Annotated in this window: 5 protein-coding genes; all 5 read left to right on the forward strand. The window is 41.1% G+C overall.

Going from position 1 to position 22,352, the window contains the following annotated elements; translation table 11 throughout:
* Window positions 1-14 precede the first annotated feature (14 nt).
* The 5 genes from WDA22_01575 to WDA22_01595 all read left to right on the forward strand — a co-directional run bounded on the left by WDA22_01575 (window position 15) and on the right by WDA22_01595 (window position 22,348).
* The gene (locus WDA22_01575; GenBank protein MFA5832142.1) at window positions 15-425 is read left to right on the forward strand and encodes a prepilin-type N-terminal cleavage/methylation domain-containing protein; all 411 of its coding nucleotides are present in this window, start codon (window positions 15-17) and stop codon (window positions 423-425) included.
* 341 nt (window positions 426-766) lie between these two features.
* The gene (locus WDA22_01580) at window positions 767-1,264 is read left to right on the forward strand and encodes an A24 family peptidase (protein MFA5832143.1); all 498 of its coding nucleotides are present in this window, start codon (window positions 767-769) and stop codon (window positions 1,262-1,264) included.
* Window positions 1,252-2,739: a GspE/PulE family protein gene (locus WDA22_01585; protein MFA5832144.1), complete on the forward strand. Its 1,488-nt coding sequence runs from the start codon at window positions 1,252-1,254 to the stop codon at window positions 2,737-2,739. The genes WDA22_01580 and WDA22_01585 overlap by 13 nt, the downstream gene beginning before the upstream one ends.
* A gap of 218 nt (window positions 2,740-2,957) precedes the next feature.
* Window positions 2,958-11,828, forward strand: coding sequence for an Ig-like domain-containing protein (locus tag WDA22_01590; protein MFA5832145.1), 8,871 nt, complete (start codon window positions 2,958-2,960; stop codon window positions 11,826-11,828).
* A 1,205-nt stretch (window positions 11,829-13,033) separates the two neighbouring features.
* Window positions 13,034-22,348, forward strand: coding sequence for an RHS repeat-associated core domain-containing protein (locus WDA22_01595; protein ID MFA5832146.1), 9,315 nt, complete (start codon window positions 13,034-13,036; stop codon window positions 22,346-22,348).
* The last annotated feature ends 4 nt before the right edge of the window (window positions 22,349-22,352 follow it).

Genomic DNA, 22,352 nt, shown 5'->3' on the forward strand with positions numbered 1-22,352 from the left:
ATCGTGGCATCTTTATGAAGACTCTTAAAATTAATTCGCAAACTGGTTTTTCAATGACCGAACTTATGGTCGTTTTGGTAATAATTGGTGTTTTGGTATTACTTGCCTTGCCTCGTTTAGCGCCGGTGGTTACCAAAGCAAAAACAACCGAGGCAAAATTAATGCTTAAGCAAGTTCACACGCTACAAAAGAGCTTCAAATTTGAACATGATCGATATTCCATAGAATTGACAGATATCGGCTTTGAACAGGAAAAACTTACAACAGAAGGCGGTCAAGCGCGATATAAAATTGAAGTTGTTACAGCTGATGACAAAGTGTTTTCTGCCCAAGCAACATCAATTGTGGATTTTGATAATGACGGAACCATGAATGTTTGGATTGTTGATGAAAGTGGTTCAATAAAAGAAAAAGTGCCAGATTAAAAATAAAAAGCAACCACAGAGGCACAAAGACACAGAATTTTTAAATTGCCCGTGACTCTGTGTCTCCGTGGTAAAGGTTCTACTTGGATATAGTATTTATTGTTATCGTTGGACTATCAATTGGCAGTTTTTTGAATGTCTGCATTTATAGAATACCTCGTAGCATTTCTGTGGTTGCAAAACGGTCGTTCTGCACAAGTTGCAATAAACAGCTTAAATGGTTTGAACTCATCCCGGTTCTAAGTTACATTTTACAAAGTGGTAAGTGTCGTTCGTGCAAAACTAAAATCTCGATTCAAAATCCCTTTGTAGAAATATTATCTGCTATAATATTTTTATCATTGTACAATCAGTTTGGATTTTCATTAGAATACATCGAATATCTCATTTACTTTCAGGTTGCACTCGTTATTGCTTTTGTTGACTGGAAACATTTGATCATTCCCAACAATGTATTGTTCGTTGGATTTGCGCTTATTCTTGGAATACGGTTATTCGATAATTCTTCTCTTGTTTTGGATCAAATACTCTTTGGACTGACTTCATTTATTTTTGTTTTATTGATAATGTTTTTAGGCAATTACTTCTTAAAGAGGGAATCAATGGGGATGGGGGATGTAAAGCTTTCAGGATTTATAGGTTTTGTTTTGGGGTTGCCTCTCTTTTTAGTGGCTCTTTGGATCGCTTCGGTATTTGGTTCATTCTATGGAATTGTAAATAAAATACAAGGGAAGCAATCAACAAAAATTCCGTTTGGGGCAATTCTTATTAGCGTTTCTGTAGTTGAAATGTTATACCGTAAACATATTGAAGAGTTCTTTAATACATGGATCAGTTAAACTCAAAAATAATCTCTCCGGAGATTCTTAAGCTCATCCCCAAGAAAACTGCAATTGAATTTTGCGTACTTCCGTTATCAGTTTCAGAACAATCAATCGAAGTAGGTCTACCGGAAAAATATGATCAAGAGATTGTTAACGATCTTTCATTTCTTTTAAGTAAAAAAATTACTGTCCTAACATTCCCGCGGGAAATCCTTTTCGAGGCAATCCAACGAAATTACGATATTTCTACTCTCGAGATGAATAAAGAATCATCATCAAAAGGAATAGAATTGCTCTCTGTAAAAGAAAACTCAGAGGGAAAAACAGAAGCCACCTCTGACGGTTCCGTTGTTTTGCTGGCAAATAAAATCATTACTGAAGCAATTCAGCTTAATGCAAGCGACATTCATGTAGAGCCATACGAAAAGCTCTTAAGGGTTCGTACGCGTTTAGATGGTGTCCTTCATGAATTAATGACCCTACCAGTAGCAAAATCACGACCACTGATATCCCGTTTGAAGATCATGGCCGATCTTGATATAGCCGAAAGACGCCGACCTCAGGACGGTAGAATCCGGGTCAAGCAAAATGAAAAAACGATCGATATCCGTGTTTCTACACTCCCTACTGATTTCGGGGAAAAGATTGTGCTTCGTATTCTGGACAAGTCACATCTGAATCTCCAGCTCACCAATTTAGGATTTGAAGAGAACGATTTAGCACTATTTCAAAAGACTCTCCATTTACCCTATGGTATGATACTTGTAACTGGTCCAACAGGAAGTGGTAAAACCACTACTTTATATGGAGCGCTCAATTATATCAACGATTCAAAAGTAAATATCACCACGATTGAAGACCCAATTGAGTATAACCTTCCCGGTATCAATCAAACACATGTCCATGCGGAGATCGGCTTAACATTTGCGAATGTACTTCGATCTATTTTACGCCAGGATCCTAATGTGATTATGCTTGGAGAGATTCGAGATTACGAAACAGCAGAAATTGCTGTTCGAGCGGCTTTGACAGGCCATTTAGTTCTTTCTACTTTGCACACGAACGATTCTCTTTCTGCAGTAACCCGATTAATCGATATGGGTGTTGAACCGTTCCTAGTTTCTTCTTCGGTCCGTTTAATTATAGCACAGCGTCTATTACGAAAAATATGCCCACACTGCAAAGAACAATATCATCCTTCTAAAGAAGAGTTAACAGAACTTGGAATAAGAGAAAACGGCGCTCAATATTTTAAGGGGAAGGGATGTTCGCATTGCCTGAATTCAGGCTATAAAGGGCGAACAGCGACATATGAAATGTTGAATATCTCTGCCGAAATGAGTGAACTAATCGTCAAACGATCATCTGCAAAAGAACTTCACGCACAAGCACATCTTGAAGGTTTTACCACCATCCGCCAAAACGCCATTCTCAAAGCCCAAAAGGGTGAAACAACACTCTATGAGGTTTTGAGAGAAACTGCTGTTTAAGTCTTTACCTTCTAAAACTCATCAATCAGTAAATCGCCAATTTTAAAAAGCAAGTACAAAGTCCGGTATTTTAAAAATCACGTATTCACGTGACATCTCCATTTCGAATGATTCTTTACATTCGTAATACATCAAATATCGTGGGGTAGTTATATCTGCGTCGGGATGACAATTAGTACCATTCAAATATTTTTGATTTATCTTTTGGGGAGCTCGTCATGAAAAAAATCATTGCCATTGTAGCAGTACTACTTTGCATAACACAAATCAGTTTTTTACATGCTGAAAAATCTTCCAGGAAGGATAAGCACAAGTCGCACAATATTTTCAGGCAATTTCTGCCCCAATTTCCTACTCCAGTAATTGTATACGGACCGAAAGAATTTGAGAGAGAACACGGCTCGCCGAAAACAATGGTTGATACTTTTTCTCTTAAAGGGAACAGTACTGCACCGTACACAATAGTGGTCACGAGCGCCTTCTGCGATGATAAAGAGATAACAAGCGCAACAATTAAACTGAACGGCGTGCAAATCTTCGGACCTTCTGATTTTAAAAAACATAAACCGCTGCTGATAAAAAAAGTTACACTTGCTCAATTCAATACTCTTAGCGTAAAAATTGCAGGTAAACAGGAAACGCACCTTCTCATTACCATTGTCGGCAAACAATCGCAACAAACCGATACCACACCGCCGACACTTGCACTTTCTACGCCGGTAGATGGAATGATTACGAAGGATAGTATTATTACCGTCAGCGGCACTGCCACAGATAACTCCGCGGTGAGTGTTAAGATAAACGGAATTGATGCAGTCGTTGATGCCGGTGGAGCATTTACCGAAGAGATAGTTATTGCTGAAGGACTCAATACGATTACAGTAGTTGCGACCGATGCTTCGAATAACGCTTCTTCAGTTGTTCGTACGGTTCGAAAAGATGCCACAGCGCCGCAATTGACTGTGAATAATCCACAGTCTATTGTCACCAATCAACAATCGACTATTATCAGCGGAATGGTGTTTGATGAAACGGCAGTATCTCTTTCGGTAAACGGAACAGCAGTAACGGTCAGTTCAGACGGATCATTTACAAATACAGTTGCGTTGAATGAAGGAAAAAATACAATAACTGTTGTGGCAACAGATGCTGTTGGGAATAGTTCTTCCCAAACACGGATCGTCTTAAAGGATTCACAACCGCCAATTGCGAACATTATTTCGCCGGGTATTAATTTTATTAGCAATTCCACTTCTATTGAAGTGTCAGGGACAATTTCAGATTCAACAGCTGTCTCCGTAACAATAAATGGAGCGGTGGTCACTTTATCCAACGGCTCTTTTCAAACAACTCTTTCTGGAGTCGAGGGAAACAATACGATCACAATTATTGCGACAGATGAGGCAGGGAATAGTACTACAGTTACACGAGCGGTAATTGTTGATACAGCCTCACCAATAATCACAATTTCCTCGCCATCTATTAACTCTATTACGAATCAACCACAGGCGAACGTAACAGGAACCGTTTCCGACTCTTCCTCTGTGACTCTCACCGTCAATGGCAATCCTGTTTCCGTAAATAGTGGATCGTTTACTACACAGATTCTTCTTACAGAAGGAAGAAATGTTTTCACTTTTGTAGCTACCGATGCAGCAGGAAACAGTTCAACTGAGACTCGCGTTATTATTCTGGATACGACACCCCCGATAGTGAACATTTCCTCTCCAAATAATAACACACTGACAAATGAAACAAACATACAATTTGTGGGAAGTGTTTACGATTCGACAATCACAACGTTGACAATTAACGGTATTCCTGTTTCCATAGATTCGTCCGGAATATTTACTTATATCGCAACATTGCTGGATGGGACAAATACAATTTCTATTGTTGCTGTGGATGCTGTTGGGAACACAACTACTGTTGAGCGTATCGTGAACCGGGATTCAAATTCTCCGGTGATAACAATATATTCGCCGATTGACTCTTTAATCACGAATCAAACAACGATGCAAATTACAGGATTAATTACAGATGCTTCTTCTGTGACATTGACAATAAATGGCAATGTAGTTGCTTTAGATAGCACAGGAGCTTTTTCGTTCACTGTCAGCCTAAATGAAGGCGGAAATAGCTTAACCATAGTTGCAACTGATGCTGCTGGAAATTCAACCACTGTTTCTCGTTTTGTGGTACGAGATTCACAACCTCCAATGCTGTCAATTACATCGCCGATTGATTCAGCAGTCACAAATCAATCAACCGTGCAGATTACCGGGGTAGTTTTTGACTCATCATCAGTTGCGGTAAGTATTAATGGGACATATGTTACAATTGAAGCGGGCAATTCATTTTTACATTCTCTCAATCTTACTGAAGGATTGAATACGATTGCCATAGTTGCCGAAGATGGGGCAGGGAATACAACAACGGTTCCACGCATTGTGATCCGCGATTCAACTCCTCCCGCATTAACGATTGCTGCTCCCAATGACTCCACAATCACTAATCAAACAACTGTTCTGATTTCTGGAGCAGTTTCTGATGCAACTTCCACAGTAGTTGTTATTAATGGGAATGTTGTCGCATTAACCAATGGTGCATTTTCACATACTATTGCGTTAAGCGAAGGATCAAATATCATTTCAGTGAATGTATCCGATGCCGCGGGAAATGTCGTAACGGAAACCCGCACTGTCATTCTGGATACCGCAGCCCCAGCGTTGACGGTGACCTTACCGGTTAATAATAGCCTTACAAATCAAACTTCTGTTGTTGTTTCAGGTAGTGTGGATGATTCAAGCCCGGTAACTCTGACGGTAAATGGTTTGCCGCTTTCAGTGAACAGCAATGGTAGTTTTAGCGTCGTACTTTCTCTTGTTGAAGGGAGCAATTCGATTTCCATTGTCGCATCTGATGTGGTGGGAAATAGTGTAATAGAAGTCCGAACAGTTATTCTTGACAGTACTCCTCCAGTTGTAAACGTAATAGAACCAGCAGATGGGATCACTACAAATGCTTCATCAATTTCTGTTTCTGGAACAGTAACAGATGCACAATCATTTATTTTAACATTGAATGGCTCTCAAATTTCTGTCGTAAACGGTAGTTTTAATTCGTCGTTCACTCTAAGTGAAGGAAATAATGTCATAACTATTGTTGCAACTGATACAGTTGGAAATTTTACCTCTATCGTTCGAACGGTAACGTTGAATTCTTCAGCCGTTACAATACCGCCTGATCCCGCTACAGTTGCGCCTCCAATTGATCAAACTGTGACGACTACAGTAACATCTTCAACGCAATTTATTTATACAGGCTCCAATCCAATTCAGACTGGTGTCGATACTTCGATGCTAGATCAAGTACGGATCGGGGTTATTCGGGGGAAAGTCTTGTCAAACGATGCTCAGCCCCTTTCCGGTGTTACGATATCAATTCTTGATCACCCGGAATTTGGACAAACAGTCAGCAGAGTCGATGGAATGTATGATTTAGTAGTGAATGGAGGAGGTAAGTTGGTTTTGTCATTCCAGCGAACAGGATACCTGCCGGTGCAGCGTCAGGTAGATGTTCCATGGCAAGATTATATTTTTGCTGACAGCATCATTATGATTCAAATTGATAATCAGGTGACGCAAATAGATTTTTCCGATACTATTGAAATCGCCCGCGGTTCAGTTGTGTCCGATGTTGATGGAAACCGGCAAGCAACATTATTATTCAAACAAGGAACGTCGGCATGGATGACACTTGCTAATGGAGACAGCGTGCCATTAACAAATCTTTCCGTCCGTGCTACGGAATATACTGTCGGAGAAAACGGACCGGCTTCAATGCCAGCACAGCTTCCGCCGACTAGCGGTTACACATACTGTGTAGAGTTGAGTGTTGATGAAGCAATTTCCGCAAGTGCAACCGACGTACGTTTCAGTCAGCCCGTATCATTCTATGTGGATAATTTTATTGGGTTTCCAGTTGGAACCACTGTTCCTTCAGGATATTATGACAGAACGAAAGGAGAGTGGGTTCCTTCCAACAATGGTATTGTCACAAAAATTGTAGGCTTTGACGGAACAAAGGCATTGCTCGACATTACTGGGGATGATGTTGCAGATGATGAACTGACACTTTCAGCGTTAGGAATTTCCACCGCAGAGCAGGAACGTCTCACCTCCTTGTATAGTATTGGACAATCATTGTGGAGAGTGGAAGTAGATCACTTTACTCCGTGGGATTATAATTGGCCATATGTACCGCCAAGTGATGCAGTATCATCGAATACTCAATTGAACAATCCAAAAACGGATAAAGATAAAACCGGTTGCGGTTCAATTATTGGATTTGAACATCAAACACTGGGCGAAGTATTGCCGATAACTGGGACACCATTCTCTCTCTATTACGCAAGTGATAGAACGGAAGGGTATAAACAATTTATTGATATACCTGTGAGCGGACCTTCCATCCCATTGAGTTTAAAGCAAATAGTGGTGGAAGTAATGATTGCTGGAACAAGAACAGTCAGGAAATATCAACCCGCTCCGAATATTTCGTGGAGATTTTATTGGAATCAAAAAGATGGATACGGAAGAACAATACAAGGAAAGCATAACGCAGAAATACATATTGGATACGTCTATTCTGCACAATATTCAACTCCATACGGTTTTGGTCGTGCTTTTGGTGCAACGCCTCCTACTGCGCAGCAGCCGCTTATTTCAGCCTCGCGCGATAAGTTAGAGATTACGTACTGGAAGGTTCTTAATGATGAATTAGGAACCTGGATTGCGCCTAAAGCAGATTTGGGAGGATGGAGTCTCAGTGATTATCATTCATATGATGTCAATAGTGGCACGCTATTCTACGGTAACACTCAAAAGCGAAGTGTTCTAGCTACCGGGAGAATCATGCAACCTTTTGCCGGTAATGGAGAATATGGTGCGCTCGGTGATGGTGGTGCGGCACTGAATGCACAAGTAGGGAGCAGCTTCGGAATGTGTGCTGCACCTGATGGGAGTGTGTATTATGCGGATGCCGATGCAAATGTTGTTCGGAAGATTGATCCTCAAGGAATTATTACTACCGTTGCCGGAGTCAACGAAAGTGCTGGTTTCGCAGCAATGTTAATAGGCGGTGGAGACGGAAGCGGCGATGGAGGATTAGCAACACAGGCGTTTTTATCATTTCCAACAGATGTTGCACTTGGTCCTGATGGCAGTTTGTATATTGCAGAGGATGGAAACAGCAAAATACGCCGCGTTCGGCCAGATGGAATGATAGAAACATTTGCCGGAATAGGGGGATATGGATTTAGCGGAGATGGTGGAAAAGCGATTGATGCAGAATTAGCAGACACTTGGTCGGTAGCGGTTGGACCTGATGGAAGTGTGTATATCGGCGATGCAGGGAATAATCGAGTCAGGAAAGTAACACCGGATGGTTATATCTCTACAGTTGCGGGTAACGGCAATTGGGGTCTCGGTGCTGACGGAATTTTGGCGACAGAAAGCCCCTTTATGTACATTAACGCACTTGCGGTAGGATCTGACGGTGCATTATATATTGTCGATCAAATACAGAATCGAGTTCGAAAGGTCGGTACCGATGGAATTATTTCCACTGTTGCCGGTACAGGCAGTATAGGTTATAATTCGCAAGAAATTATTCCCCCCACGCGTGGTGATGGAGGCCCCGCTAAACTGGCACGTTTAGTACATCCTACCGATATAGCCTTAGCTTCTGATGGTAGTATATATATTTCTGAAAATTATTCTCACCACATCCGAATGATTGATGCCAACGGAATAATTACTCGATACGCAGGACGTTATGGTGCTATTACCGGGTTTAACGGAGGTAGGTACAGCGGCGATGGAGGCCCATCCAATGGTGCTGAATTGAGTTTGCCGGAAGCGATAGCATTAGGGAAAGACGGTGTCGTGTATATTGCAGACAATGGGAATGCAAGAATTCGGCGGATAACAAACTCGTTGACGAAATTCACCAACAGCGAATTTACGGTCTCCTCTGAAGATGGTACAGAGTTATATCAATTTGATGCAAATGGCAGACATCTGAAAACGACACACTCTCTTACCGGTGCCACTTTGTTGGAGTTTTCATATAATACTTCAGGCAGTCTTGCAGCAATTCATGATGCCAACAACTTGACGATGATAATTGAACGCGATGGCGATGGAAAACCGAATGCAATTGTTTCTCCATATGGTCAACGATCTATATTGTCGGTCGATTCAGTGGGCTATCTATCATCTATGCTAAACCCGGCTGGCGAGGGAAATTCTTTTGGCTATTCCATTGATGGACTTCTTTATACAATGAAGGATGCCAAACAATCCGAAAAACAGTACGGCTACAACATCAATGGTCGCCTTATATCTGCTCTTGATCCTATTGGAGGAGGAAGAACATTAACACGAACGGAACTGGCGAATGGCTACGAAGTAGTATCTACAACTGCACAAGGGCAAAAGACAAAATATCGTATCGAAACAATTCCTACATCGGGCATTCGTTCCACAATGATTGATGATGCAGGATTAGCAACAGTTACTTCGGATTACTTCGACGGAACAGAAGCCACTCTCCATCCTAATGGTACCACAATATCCACGTTATCAAAACCAGATCCCCGCTTTGGCATGCAATCGCCTTTAACATCAGTGACCGTCACAACTCCTGGTGGACTCCAATCTATTGTTTCACACAAAAGAACTGTGACAGAATTAGTTGGGCTGACGGTTATGGGAATTATGGATTCCGTCAATGCGAATGGAAAAGTTTCTTTAACAACTTACGATGGGAATCAAAATCTCTTTACAACTATTTCACCACAAGGCCGGAAAACATTCACCTACATTGATTCGGTCGGCAGAACACTGAAAGATTCTATTCAGGGTATGGCTTCTGTGAATTACGTATATGATACTAAAGGACGCATTGTTTCCGTTACGCAGGGTGAACGTACTTCAACATTTACGTACGATTCGCGCGGGAGAGTCTCATCAGCTACTGATCCGTTATTACGAACAGCAGGTTTTGTATACGACTCTGTCGGAAGGACATTGGTGCAGACATTGCCTGATGGGAATATTATTGCATACCGATACGATGTGAACGGGAATCTTCTCGATTTAACTCCTCCAGGAAAACCGGAACATACCTTTGATTATACAGCCACAAATTTAACAAACCGATATGCGCCGCCTATTGCGGGATTTGACACGACCATAACAAATTATCTGTATGATCTTGATAAACGGATTACACATACCATTTTACCCAATGGCGATTCCATTGTAATAACGTACGATTCATCCGGATGTGGATGTGGTGGGAGTGCGAGCAGAATCCGTTCAATTGCATACGGTCGCGGATTACAAACCTTTGGATATAATTCATTGACAGGAATGCTCACTAATACAATTACTCCCGAAGGGGACACGCTACTGTATACGTACGATGGTTCTCTTTCGAAAAGCGTACAATGGAAAGGGAATGTAAAGGGTACAGTGAGTGTTGCATACGACAATAATTTCCGTGTAAGTTCGCAGAGTGTCAATGGAGTTGCAGTAAACTTTGGATATAATAATGACGGACAAATAACAAACATTGGTGGTATGTCGCTGACATACGACCCGCAAAATGGATTGCCGACAGGGACATCACTTGGTAACATTACAACAAGTCAGTCATATAACAATAAAGGTGAACTTGCAAGTTATACGGCAGCGTATGGAGTTTCTACACTCTTTGCAACTAGTTATTCAAGAGATTCTCTCGGTCGGATAACTGCATTAACTGAAACATCGCTTGATACGACAAAAGTATTTCTATACGGATACGACACAGTTGGACGATTGGAAAAAGTGTGGATAGATGGCTTCTTAATTTCACAATATACGTACGATGCCAACGGCAACCGTGTATCACGGAACTCTGCTTTACAGATTGACAGCGGTAGTTATGATGCACAAGACAGAATGTTGAGTTATGGTAACGCGCAATATTTCTATACAGCCAACGGGGAACTGCAAACCAAAGTAAATGGCAATGATACTGCACGCTACACCTACGACAACTTCGGCAATCTCACCAAAGTAGTTCTCTCAAATGGAGATATAATTGAATACATCATTGACGGTCAAAATCGCCGTATTGGGAAAAAGCTTAATGGCAGTTTTGTAAAACGATGGATATATTCAGGTCAGTTGTCTCCGGTAGCAGAAGTTGATAGTGCAGGTAACATGGTTGCGCGATTTGTTGGAGGAATAATAACTAAGGGAGGAGCAACCTATCGCTTGATAACAGACCACCTTGGCAGTATAAGACTTGTGGTCAATACTTCTACAGGTGCAATTGCGCAACGACTTGATTATGACGAATTCGGTAATATTATTCAAGATACTAATCCCGACTTCCAACCATTTGCTTACGCTGGTGGTTTGTATGATACTCAAACAAAACTTATTAGATTTGGCGCGAGGGATTATGATGCAAGTGTGGGAAGGTGGACGAGCAAGGATCCGATAAAATTTCGTGGTAGTAGTGGAAATTTATTTGCATATGTTGCAAATGATCCAATAAACAAAATAGATAAAAACGGAAAAGTTACCACTGGTGCAGGTGCGTTAGCAGGTTTAGTATGGGGCGTCTTATCTACAGCTTTGTCAGATGCTTTAGGTGCTAATGTAGGGTGGCAAGATTATGTGGCAAATACCGTAGCAGGTACTATAGCGGGCGCAGTGGGTGCGAGCGGAGGCGTTTTACAAACATCAGCCACATATTCTGCGGTTTCAATTGGTTTAAAAAAAATATTATGTAAAGAGAACGCAGAGTGGTCGGATCTTGTAGATTTTGCGGAGCAAACGGTTATAGGAGCAGCAACAGGTAAACTGGCAGGGAAATTAGTGCGTCGTGGTCCAGGTAAAGAGCCTACGGGTTTGGTTTCTTCTTTAACTGGGACAGTTGGAGTCAATACACTATGGAAACAAGGTGGTGTCCAATCTATGGTTGAAACTATGACTGAAATGTTTCTTGAAATAATTAAAGGGCAATAATAGACTTGAGGGTAAATAATGATTTTGAAGGAAAAATCTTACAAGATAGGACTGCGCTATAGAGGTATATTTGCAATTATCTTAGTCCTATCATTTTTTGGTTATAAAACATTTTTTGATTTGTGGAACATTAATTTCAAAGATCTATCAATAATACATAAAACTTTCCATATCGGGTATATCATAGCTTTTGCACTTTGGTTAATTTTTTTTAACAAGTTCCTCTCAAAAGAGAATCATTCATCAGATCAAGATGCAGGCTAATTAACACGAACGATGGGTATATTGTGATAAATAATTTCCTTTGGCTTGAGGAGGGATTGCTGGCAATATTGCAGAATTCACAGGTTCGTCTTTATCTGTATTGGTTAGAATATCATCCGATACATTATTAACTCGCTAAAATAGGTGGTGTCAGAGGACTCAAAATCAAAAAATTATCAAAACAAAGTCGGGCTATTTAATCTCTCCTAAACGCATTAGAAGTTTTATCAAACAGCGTTCAGGAAATAGTTACACTAGAGTCTTGAGCAACTCCACAGTGATCTTGGTGCTTAGATCACTCTTTACAACATCGAATGGCCTCATTCTAAGAAAATGTGCTGTGATCGAACACAGATGTAGACCTTTTTTAATGCTTGGATATGCAATGAACAAGATACTCGATAACTTACACTCGGTTGACATCAATGTTACCGATTAATTCATAAATGTCAGATGATGTTCTGACTTGTACAGCATTACCGATTGGAATAATTTATTGGTAAAATATTTATTTTCAGTGTAATAATAATGCTCCAGTTGTTATTTTCGCAGTAAGAGTCTACTCAATCAAACCAAACCCAACTTGTTCAGCAACAGTCACAAGACTAACTATCCCTTCGTGCAAACGATATACTCACATTTAGTTTTATAGATACCGATATCCGCGATGTCTTTCCGGCAATTTCATATAAATATGATTGCTAGATAATCACGAAATCTCCCGCCGTAGTCCTTTTAAAACTGTGAAAAACAACTCTTTTTCTAAGAAGCAAGTAGAAAAACAGTGTTTTTAAAAAACACGTGTTTACGTGATAGCGCAAGTACTATTATTCCTTTACATTCATCATGTCAAAAACCGTAAGAAGGGGGATTCATAGCTCAGACTGCATTGGATAAAACGTGGTTGTTTCTTTTATTATTTCTTCAGGGGGGAAGTTCAAATGAAAAAAATCCTTTTTTGTGTAACCTTTCTGGCATTATACTCATCGTTAGTAACTGCCCAAAATTCTGATCTCAACATTGCGGAACAAATACTTCACCAAAGTATCGGACAACATCAGTTACCGATATTGGTGTTTGGGCCCCAAAAATATGATCGCGCAACGGGCAGCCCGCAAACAGTAACACAGTCATTTACACTTCCTTCCAATACTTCGGTACCGTACACACTTATTGTGGTCAATCCCTTTAGCTTGGGTAGCACCGTAACTAGTGCAACAATTAGTATTAATGGAACAACAATATTTTCCCCGTCTGACTTTAAAAAATTTCACCCGTTATTGACGAAGAGTGTCGCGCTGCAGGCGACCAATATGATTCAAGTTACCGTTGCAGGAAAACCAAAAACATTTCTTCTATTAGCCGTGATTGGAAAACATTCGACAACGCAACAGGACACCATCCCCCCTACGCTTTCACTATCTTCGCCGGTCGATGGTTTTATAACGAACACAAACAATGTAACTGTAAATGGAATTGCAACGGATCAATCAGCGGTTACGGTAATGGTTAATGGTTCAGCAGTAACGGTCGGATCCGGTGGCGCTTTTTCAACAGCCGTAACACTTAGTGAAGGAACGAATACGATTACAGTGATAGCAACAGACGCGAGCAATAATCAAACAACCAAAGTGCGCACAGTTATCAAGGATGCAATTTCACCATCGCTGACTGTTTCCACCCCCGAGAACGGAACCACGACGATTCAATTAACAACACTTGTGCAGGGGACGGTATACGATTCCACGACCGTATTGCTTACCATTAACGGTTTATCTGTTTCAGTGAGTCCTGCCGGAACATTTACATATTCATTATCTTTGAATGAAGGATCGAATGAAATCACTACTGTTGCAACCGACGCATCGGGAAATTCAACGACCGATACGCGCACCGTTACCAGAAGCACCATTCCACCCGCAATCACGGTTTCATCCCCAACGGACGGCGGAATAACAAATCAATCATTGGTTACTGTAAGTGGAACAGTATCAAGTACCAACACAACAGAACTGAAAGTGAACGGGACTATTGTTACAATCGGTTCTGGCGGCACCTTTAGTACTGCTGTCTTACTATCCGAAGGAACAAATGCAATTACTATTATTGCCACCGATAATGTTGGGAATACTTCTACAGTCATTCGCACGGTTCGGTTGGACTCTACAGATCCAACTATTTCAATTTCGCAGCCTCCTCAAGGTTACATCACCACCCAATCAAGTAGTGATATAATTGGGACAATATTCGATTCAACGGCAGTCACTGTTACAGTCAATGGAAACCCGGTCACTCTCGCAGCAGGAGGTGTGTTAAATATTTCTGTTTCATTGGTTGAAGGAAACAATACAGTTATTATTATTGCAACTGATCAAGCTGGAAATAGTTCTACAATAACACGAAATATTATTAAAGACAGCACAATACCACAGTTAACAGTTTCTGCTCCGAACGATGGGATTTATACAACGCAAACATCTGTTGTCGTTTCCGGTACGGTTACAGATGGCACTACTGTTTCCCTTTCCATCAATGGAAATCTTGTTTCTATCGGCAGCGGCGGAGTTTTTTCGCAAACTATTTTCTTAAACGAAGGAGCGAATGCAATCTCAGTTGTAGCGATTGATGCCGCGGGGAATAATGCCACAGTAACACGTACGGTGATTAAGGATGCCATTCCACCAACAGTAGTACTCTATTCTCCTGCCAGCGATACCCTTACAAAGCAATCGAGCATTACCATTAATGGCACAGTTGCTGATTCTGCTGTTATTACTGTCACTTTCAATGGAGATACTGTTATCGTCGGTTCAGACGGTTCGTATTCAGGAAATGTGCAATTAAACGAAGGAAAGAATATTATCACTATCATCGCAACGGATGCGGCGGAAAATTCCACAACGGTCACCCGTACGGTGACAATGGATTCAACGCCGCCATCAATGACCGTTAGTGATCCTACTGAAGGGATAATAACAATTCAAAACTCGGTAGCGGTGAGCGGTACTGTAAATGATTCGACAACAGTGACGGTTGTAATGAATGGAGATACTGTTGAAGTGAACAGCGGAACATTTACCCATTCGGTCACCCTCAATGAAGGTCACAACATTATCACAATTGTAGCAACTGACGGGGCAGGAAACTTAACGACATTGACGCGGACTGTGATCAAAGATTCTCAAAATCCAAGTCTTACTGTCGTAAACCCTGAAAACGGCATAATCGTAAATCAAAATTCTATAGTTGTTTCAGGCACAGTGTTTGATTCGACAATAGTGGTTCTTACTGTTAACGGAACATCTGTTCTCATTGATTCGACCGGATCATTTAACCTGTCTTTCGGATTGGTTGAAGGATTGAACAATATTACTATTACCGCAACTGACGCTGCAGGGAATATTTCGACAATTATCCGCACAATAATTCTTGATTCACAATCACCTCTTTTGATCATTACTTCACCAGCAAATAACCTTATTACGAATCAAACAAGTGTCACGATCTCAGGATCGTTTTCAGATTCCAATGAGGTTGTAATGAGTGTGAACGGCAATATAGTTTTGCATGACGGAAATGGAAATTTCACTACATCAGTGGTGTTAAGCGAAGGGACAAACACGATCACAATCGAATCGATTGATGCGGCGGGAAATATTTCAACAGAAATGCGCACGGTGATTTTGGACACTGTTCAGCCGACGCTTGTTGTTACTTCGCCAAATAACAGCTTGTTGACACAAAACTCTCTCATCACAGTCAATGGAACCGTTAATGATTCATCCTTTGTCACAATAACTATTAATGGAAATGCAGTTACAGCCATCAATGGAATCTACAGCAGCCAGGTGGCATTGAATGAAGGGAGCAATACAATAATTATTGTTGTAACCGATGCTGCAGGGAATATTTCGACCGAAACGCGTACCGTTGTCCGTGATTCTTCAGTACCGACTCTGACAGTGACAATTCCGGCAAACAACAGTATTACAAATCAAACTTCTGTGTTTGTTTCGGGAACTGTAATAGATTCAACGACAGCATCCATAACAGTCAACGGCACATTGCTTTCTATTGGAAGCAACGGAAGTTTTGGTGTTGTTTTATCGCTTGTGGAAGGAATAAACACGATTACAATCGTTGCAACAGATGCAGCAGGAAATAGTGCGACAGAAACAAAGATTGTGCGATTAGATACCGCCTCACCGACAGTGACGAATATTGTTCCCGCTGATGGAATAACCACACAATTAAACAGTGCTATTATTTCAGGCTCAATTGATGATTCAACCGCAACATCACTTACGATTAATTCAATTCCCGTAGTAATAAATCCGAATGGCTCATTTTCACAACAAGTGATTCTTGTTGAAGGGGTGAATATTATTTCACTTGTCATTACTGATGCTGCAGGGAACAGTACGTCAATTTTCAGATCAATTACCTATTCTACAATTCCGTCGGATCCGAAATCGATCGCACCTCCGCTTGATACGACTGTAACAACAACGATTTATGACGTCACAAAATTTTTATACACCGGATCGCAGCCGATTCAAACAGGAGTTGACACTTCGAAACTTACTGCAACAAGATTGGCAGTGATACGGGGGAAAGTACTTTCAAGCTGCGGCACTCCATTACCGGGAGCAAAAATAATGGTGTTGAGTCATCCGGAATACGGACAAACAATTTCCAGAAACGATGGAATGTTCGACCTTGTTTTGAACGGTGGTGGCTATTTGACATTACAATACTCAAAATCAGGATTCATCCCGGCACAAAGACAAGTACAAACCGACTGGTTGAACTATACTAATGCAGACAGTGTTATTCTTCTTCCTGCAGATTCCGTTGCGACTCTTATTATCAATCAGGCAGTATCGCAAAGCGCACAGAGCAGCACAGTCACCGATGCTGATGGAACCCGTCGTGCCACATTGATCTTTGAACCCAATACAATATCGACGATGAGTTTTTCGAATGGTACAAGCCAATCGCTAGATACAATAACACTGCGTGCTACTGAATATGGATTAAGCGGAAGTTGCGTTGTTTCTTTACCCGGCACGTTACCGCCAACAAGTGCTCTCGGATATGGTGTTGAATTAACAAGCGATGAGGCGGTCAATGGCAATGCCAAAAGCGTATTTTTTGATAAGCCATTTGCACTGTATGTGAACAACTTCTTAACACTGCCAATTGGGAGCAAGGTACCTACGGCATATTTTGATTCATCGAAAGGGATCTGGACACCGATTAATGACGGTAGAGCTGTTAAAATTATTTCTATTAGCAGCGGATTGGCAAATCTTGATGTTACCGGAAGTGGTTCGATTTCCGCACAAGTCAATTTGGATTCACTTGGCATCAGTAACGATGAGCGCCAGATGCTTGCATCGATGTATGGTATCGGTGAAAGTTTCATGAGAATTGAAACAAATCGCCTTGGTTCATTTTCGTTCAGTTGGCCCTTCGGTCCTCCTGTCACAGCACAATGGCCGAAACTGCCTGGACCAACAAAGCAGACACTTGATAAAGACTGCACTACCTCCGGTTCTATCATCGGAATTCAAAATCAAACGCTCGGTGAGGTTTTGCCCATAACCGGGACGCCATTCAGTATTTATTACAAGAGCGACAGAGTTCCCGGAAGAAAAGATGCATTTTCATTGAGTATACCTTTAACTGGTGTTACACTCCCACCAGGGTTGAATCGAATCTTTCTTGATATTGAAGTTGCGGGACAGTTTTTTACCTATGATTTTACCCCATCTGTAAATCTTTCATACAATTTTGAATGGGATGGAAAAGATGCGTACGGGCGAACACTGCAAGGACGTCAACCAATAAAGACTTCAATCGGATATAATTACAACGCAAGCTTCCAGATACCACAAGGCGGTCAGTCTTTTGGAAATACGTCGGGCTCGACATTGAATAAACGTCGTTCGAATACAACTTCAACACTGTGGCAATACTGGTCCGGTTTGGTTGGGATATGGAGCGAAGCCTCGCGCAGTCTCGGAAGTTGGACATTCAATAATCACCATGTATATGATGCGGTTGGTCAACGATTGTATTACGGCGATGGTAATACGCGAAGCGCAGAAAATGCAAACCTGGTTATGACCACTGTGATAGGCAATGGAAGCGGAAGCTATCCCGGTGGAACAATTGCACATGATAGCGACTTAGCTATACAGGCGCCGTTAAATTCGCCTGATGGTTTGGCATTTGGCCCTGAAGGAAATATTTACGTCACCCAAACGAATAATAATCTAATTCAAGTAGTGAAAAATGATGGGAGAATTTATAGAATTGCCGGTGCATTGACCAGTGGAGGCGGGTCGACGTTTGGTTACAATGGCGATAATATTCCTGCGATTTCTGCATCGCTTTCAAATCCGATGGGAATTGCTGTTTCTCCGGACGGAAGCATTTATTTTGCTGATACACAAATTCATCGGATTCGTAAGATCAGCCCTGACGGAATAATAACAACGGTTGCAGGCAAAGCAACAATACAGTATATCAATGGACGAGGATTCAGCGGAGACGGCGGTCTTGCAGTGAATGCTGAACTTGCTTCACCTTCTAATGTTGCCATTGGTCCTGATGGCAGTATTTATATTGCAGATGACGCAAATTACAGGGTTCGAAAAGTCAATCCAAATGGAATCATCACGACTATTGCCGGCAATGGTGGCTTTGCGTTTAATGGAGATAATATTCCGGCTACCACTGCTGCAATTGGTAGAATTTCCTCGCTTGCCGTTGGAGAAGACGGGAGTGTCTATTTTGGTTCCTCCGCCAGTCAAAAGCGAATACGGCGCGTAGGACCTGATGGAATCATCAGAACAATAGCAGGAACCGGAACAGGATCATTCAGCGGAGACTGTAATGCAGCAACTTCGGCAACAATTAATGGTTCCGAGGGAATCGATGTTGATAGTAAAAACAATATTATTTTTTCGGATAATTTTGGAGGAACTGGTAATAAACGCATTCGCCGTGTAAGTGTAGGAGGCACAATTTCGACTATCGGTGGAAGCGGTAATGGTAATTTTAATGGAGATGGATTGCCTGCAACGGGTGCAAATATTGATCTGCCATTCAGTGTGAGATTTGCCCCTGATGGTTCGATGTTTTTTAGTGATATTTTTAGCGGACGTGTTCGTAAAATTTCCAAACCGTTTCCTCAGTTTTCTCTTAATACGAATGTTATCCCTTCGGAAGATGGCAGTGAATTATTCATCTTCAATTATGCGGGGAGACACGAACAGACTCTGGACGCGTTGACCGGTGTTATTAAATTCGATTTTTATTATAACTCAAAGGGACTACTCACTCACATCCGTGATATTGATAGTCTGTTCACCACGATTGAACGAGATTCAACAGGAAAAGCAACCGTAGTCATATCACCGTACGGGCAACGGACGTATTTATACATCAATAATGATGGATATCTCGATTCACTGACAAACCCAGCTGGAGAGACAAACCGTTTTACATATGACGGCGGTGGATTGATGAAGACGATGAGCAATCCGAAAAATAAGCTCTATAAATTTACCTACAATTCGAAGGGTCTCCTCACGAAAGATGAAGATCCGCTCGGCGGATTCAAAGCGTTGAATAGGACTGAATTCAGCGGCGGGTATCAGGTTGAAATGACAACAGCACTTGGAAAGAAAACCACTTACCGTGTTGAGCGTGTTACCCCCGGTGGTGTTCTTGTAACAAAAACTGACGAAAATGGGCAAAACACTTTGACACGTGAAAATCCTGACGGCACATCAACCATCACGTCTCCTGATAGTACGGTTACGATTGTTCTTGCCGGACCTGACCCACGGTTTGGGATGATGGTTCCAGTTGATAAAAGCAAAATCACTCGCAAGCCGAGCGGATTAACCACTACAGAGTCTCATGGCAGACTGATAACACAAATGGCCGGATTGCAGGTAATGGGATTGAGAGACAGTTCCATTATCAACGGTCGAGTTTCAAAAAGTGATTATAGCGGAATTACGCGAACAATCACCAGCACTACGTCATTGGGAAGGAAGAAAGTCAGTTTCATTGATACAAAAGGGAGAGTGGTTAAAGATTCTATTCCAGGAATTACATCTAAAACGAACACATATAATTCAAAAGGACAGTTGGTTCAGACAAAGCAAGGAACACGTGTAACAATGTTCACGTACGACAATCTTGGACGCCTGCAAAGTATTCAAGATCCGATGCTGAGAACTTCTTCAACTTTGTATGATTCTGTTGGAAGATCAATACTGCAAATCCTACCTGACGGCAGAACAATCGGTTATTCGTATGATGCAAACAGCAATATGACTTCGTTAACGCCTCCGAGTAAACCGGCGCACGAATTTGCATATGATGATGTCGATCAGAAGTCGGCTTACAATCCGCCATTGCTTCCAGTTGATGGCTTAACACCAACAGGATATGAGTACAATCTTGACAAACAAAATGTAAAAGTAGTGCGCGCCGATAGTACAACATTACTGTTTGTGTATGATACAACCGGCGGCGCTGCGAACGGCAACACTCACATCAAAACTCTTACATTTGACAGAGGAACAATCTCACACGATTACAATGCAAAAAGTGGACTTATTACCAAAATAATTTCTGCAGAAAACGATACGCTGCTTTATACCTACGATGGCACAATGCCAATAAAAGAAGAATGGCGTGGTGCCGTGCGTGGTTATGTGACAATACAATATGACAGCAGTTTTAGAGTTATTGCTCAAAAGGTTAACGGTGGAGACAGTATTGGTTTTAAATATAATACTGACGATCAACTTACAAGTGTTGGTGCATTAAAACTTGCATATAATTCCACAAATGGATTGCCGATTGCTGATACACTTGTAAATGTTACAACGGCAATATCGTATAGCACCCTCGGTGAAGTCTCTGGATTGAATGCGAAGTATTCCGGCAATTCTATTTTTGCAACATCATATACAAGAGATTCGCTTGGCAGAATTACGACACTCAATGAGACCATCCAAGGTGAGGCAAAAGTATTTCGTTATGCATATGATCTTGCAGGAAGATTGGAAAAGGTTTGGAGAAACGATACTCTTGCCTCACAATATGTGTATGATTCGACGGGCAATCGACTTGCTAAGATAACAACAGTTTCAGTTGACTCAGGCAGTTATGATGTTCAAGACAGGCTTTTTAACTATGCAAATATTTCTTACTCATATACACTCAACGGTGAATTACAAAGTAAGATTGAAGGTATTGATACTACTTATTACTCTTATGATGCTTTGGGTAATTTAATCGATGTTCGTTTACCAAATGGGGATGTGATTGTGTATTTAATCGATGCAAATAACAGGCGGATTGGGAAAAAACTTAATGGACAAATTATTAAACGGTGGATTTACGAAAATCAGTTACGACCAATAGCAGAGTTAGACAGCAATGATAATGTTGTTGCAAGATTTGTTTATATAGACAAGCCAAATGTGCCGGAATATATTGTAAAATCTGGAATTTCTTATCGGATTGTGACAGATCATCTTGGCAGTGTTCGTCTTGTCCTCAATTCAACAACTGGAATTGTTGTCTCCAGATTTGATTATGATGAATATGGAAATATTATAAATCAAATAGACTCACTTGATTTACCATTTGGATATGCGGGTGGGTTGTTTGATACTCAAACAAAACTTGTTAGATTTGGTGCAAGAGACTATGATGTGACAGCGGGAAGGTGGACAAGCAAAGACCCAATTTTGTTTGAGGGGAAAGATATAAATATATTTTGTTATGCCACAAGTGACCCAATTAATTTTAATGATCCAAATGGTAAATTTTTTGGTCTTTCTTCCTTTTGGTCAAATGTAATTATTCAAACTAGTATAGGTGCGGCGACGGGAGCAGTTATGGGTGCGATTACTATGGGAAAAAATTCTATTGATGAAGCTCAATCAGGAGGTTTGTTTGGATTTATTGCAGGCGTAATCGGAGTTAAAGGACATGTTGCAGGTATATTTTTTGAATTACTGACAAATAATGATGAAATTGGCAAATCGGGCAATCCAAAACAAATTGGGATAGCAACATTTTTACCCGAAGGATTTGATTCAGATCTAGTTGCCGGTTTTAGTTATGCAACTAAGGATAAATCTGGCGTATACAATCAAACTCAATTAAAATCATGGTCCGAGATATATGGATGGCGAAATCATAATGATCCTTACTAAGAAT

The organism is Bacteroidota bacterium, from assembly GCA_041658205.1.
GTDB lineage: Bacteria > Bacteroidota > Ignavibacteria > UBA10030 > UBA8401 > UBA8401.

What these genes read in the sequence shown, in the direction of transcription:
- WDA22_01585 (MFA5832144.1), top strand. Translation starts at nt 1,252, where the DNA reads ATGGATCAGTTAAACTCAAAAATAATCTCTCCGGAGATTCTTAAGCTC.
- WDA22_01590 (MFA5832145.1), top strand. Translation starts at nt 2,958, where the DNA reads ATGAAAAAAATCATTGCCATTGTAGCAGTACTACTTTGCATAACACAA.
- WDA22_01595 (MFA5832146.1), top strand. Translation starts at nt 13,034, where the DNA reads ATGAAAAAAATCCTTTTTTGTGTAACCTTTCTGGCATTATACTCATCG.
- WDA22_01575 (MFA5832142.1), top strand. Translation starts at nt 15, where the DNA reads ATGAAGACTCTTAAAATTAATTCGCAAACTGGTTTTTCAATGACCGAA.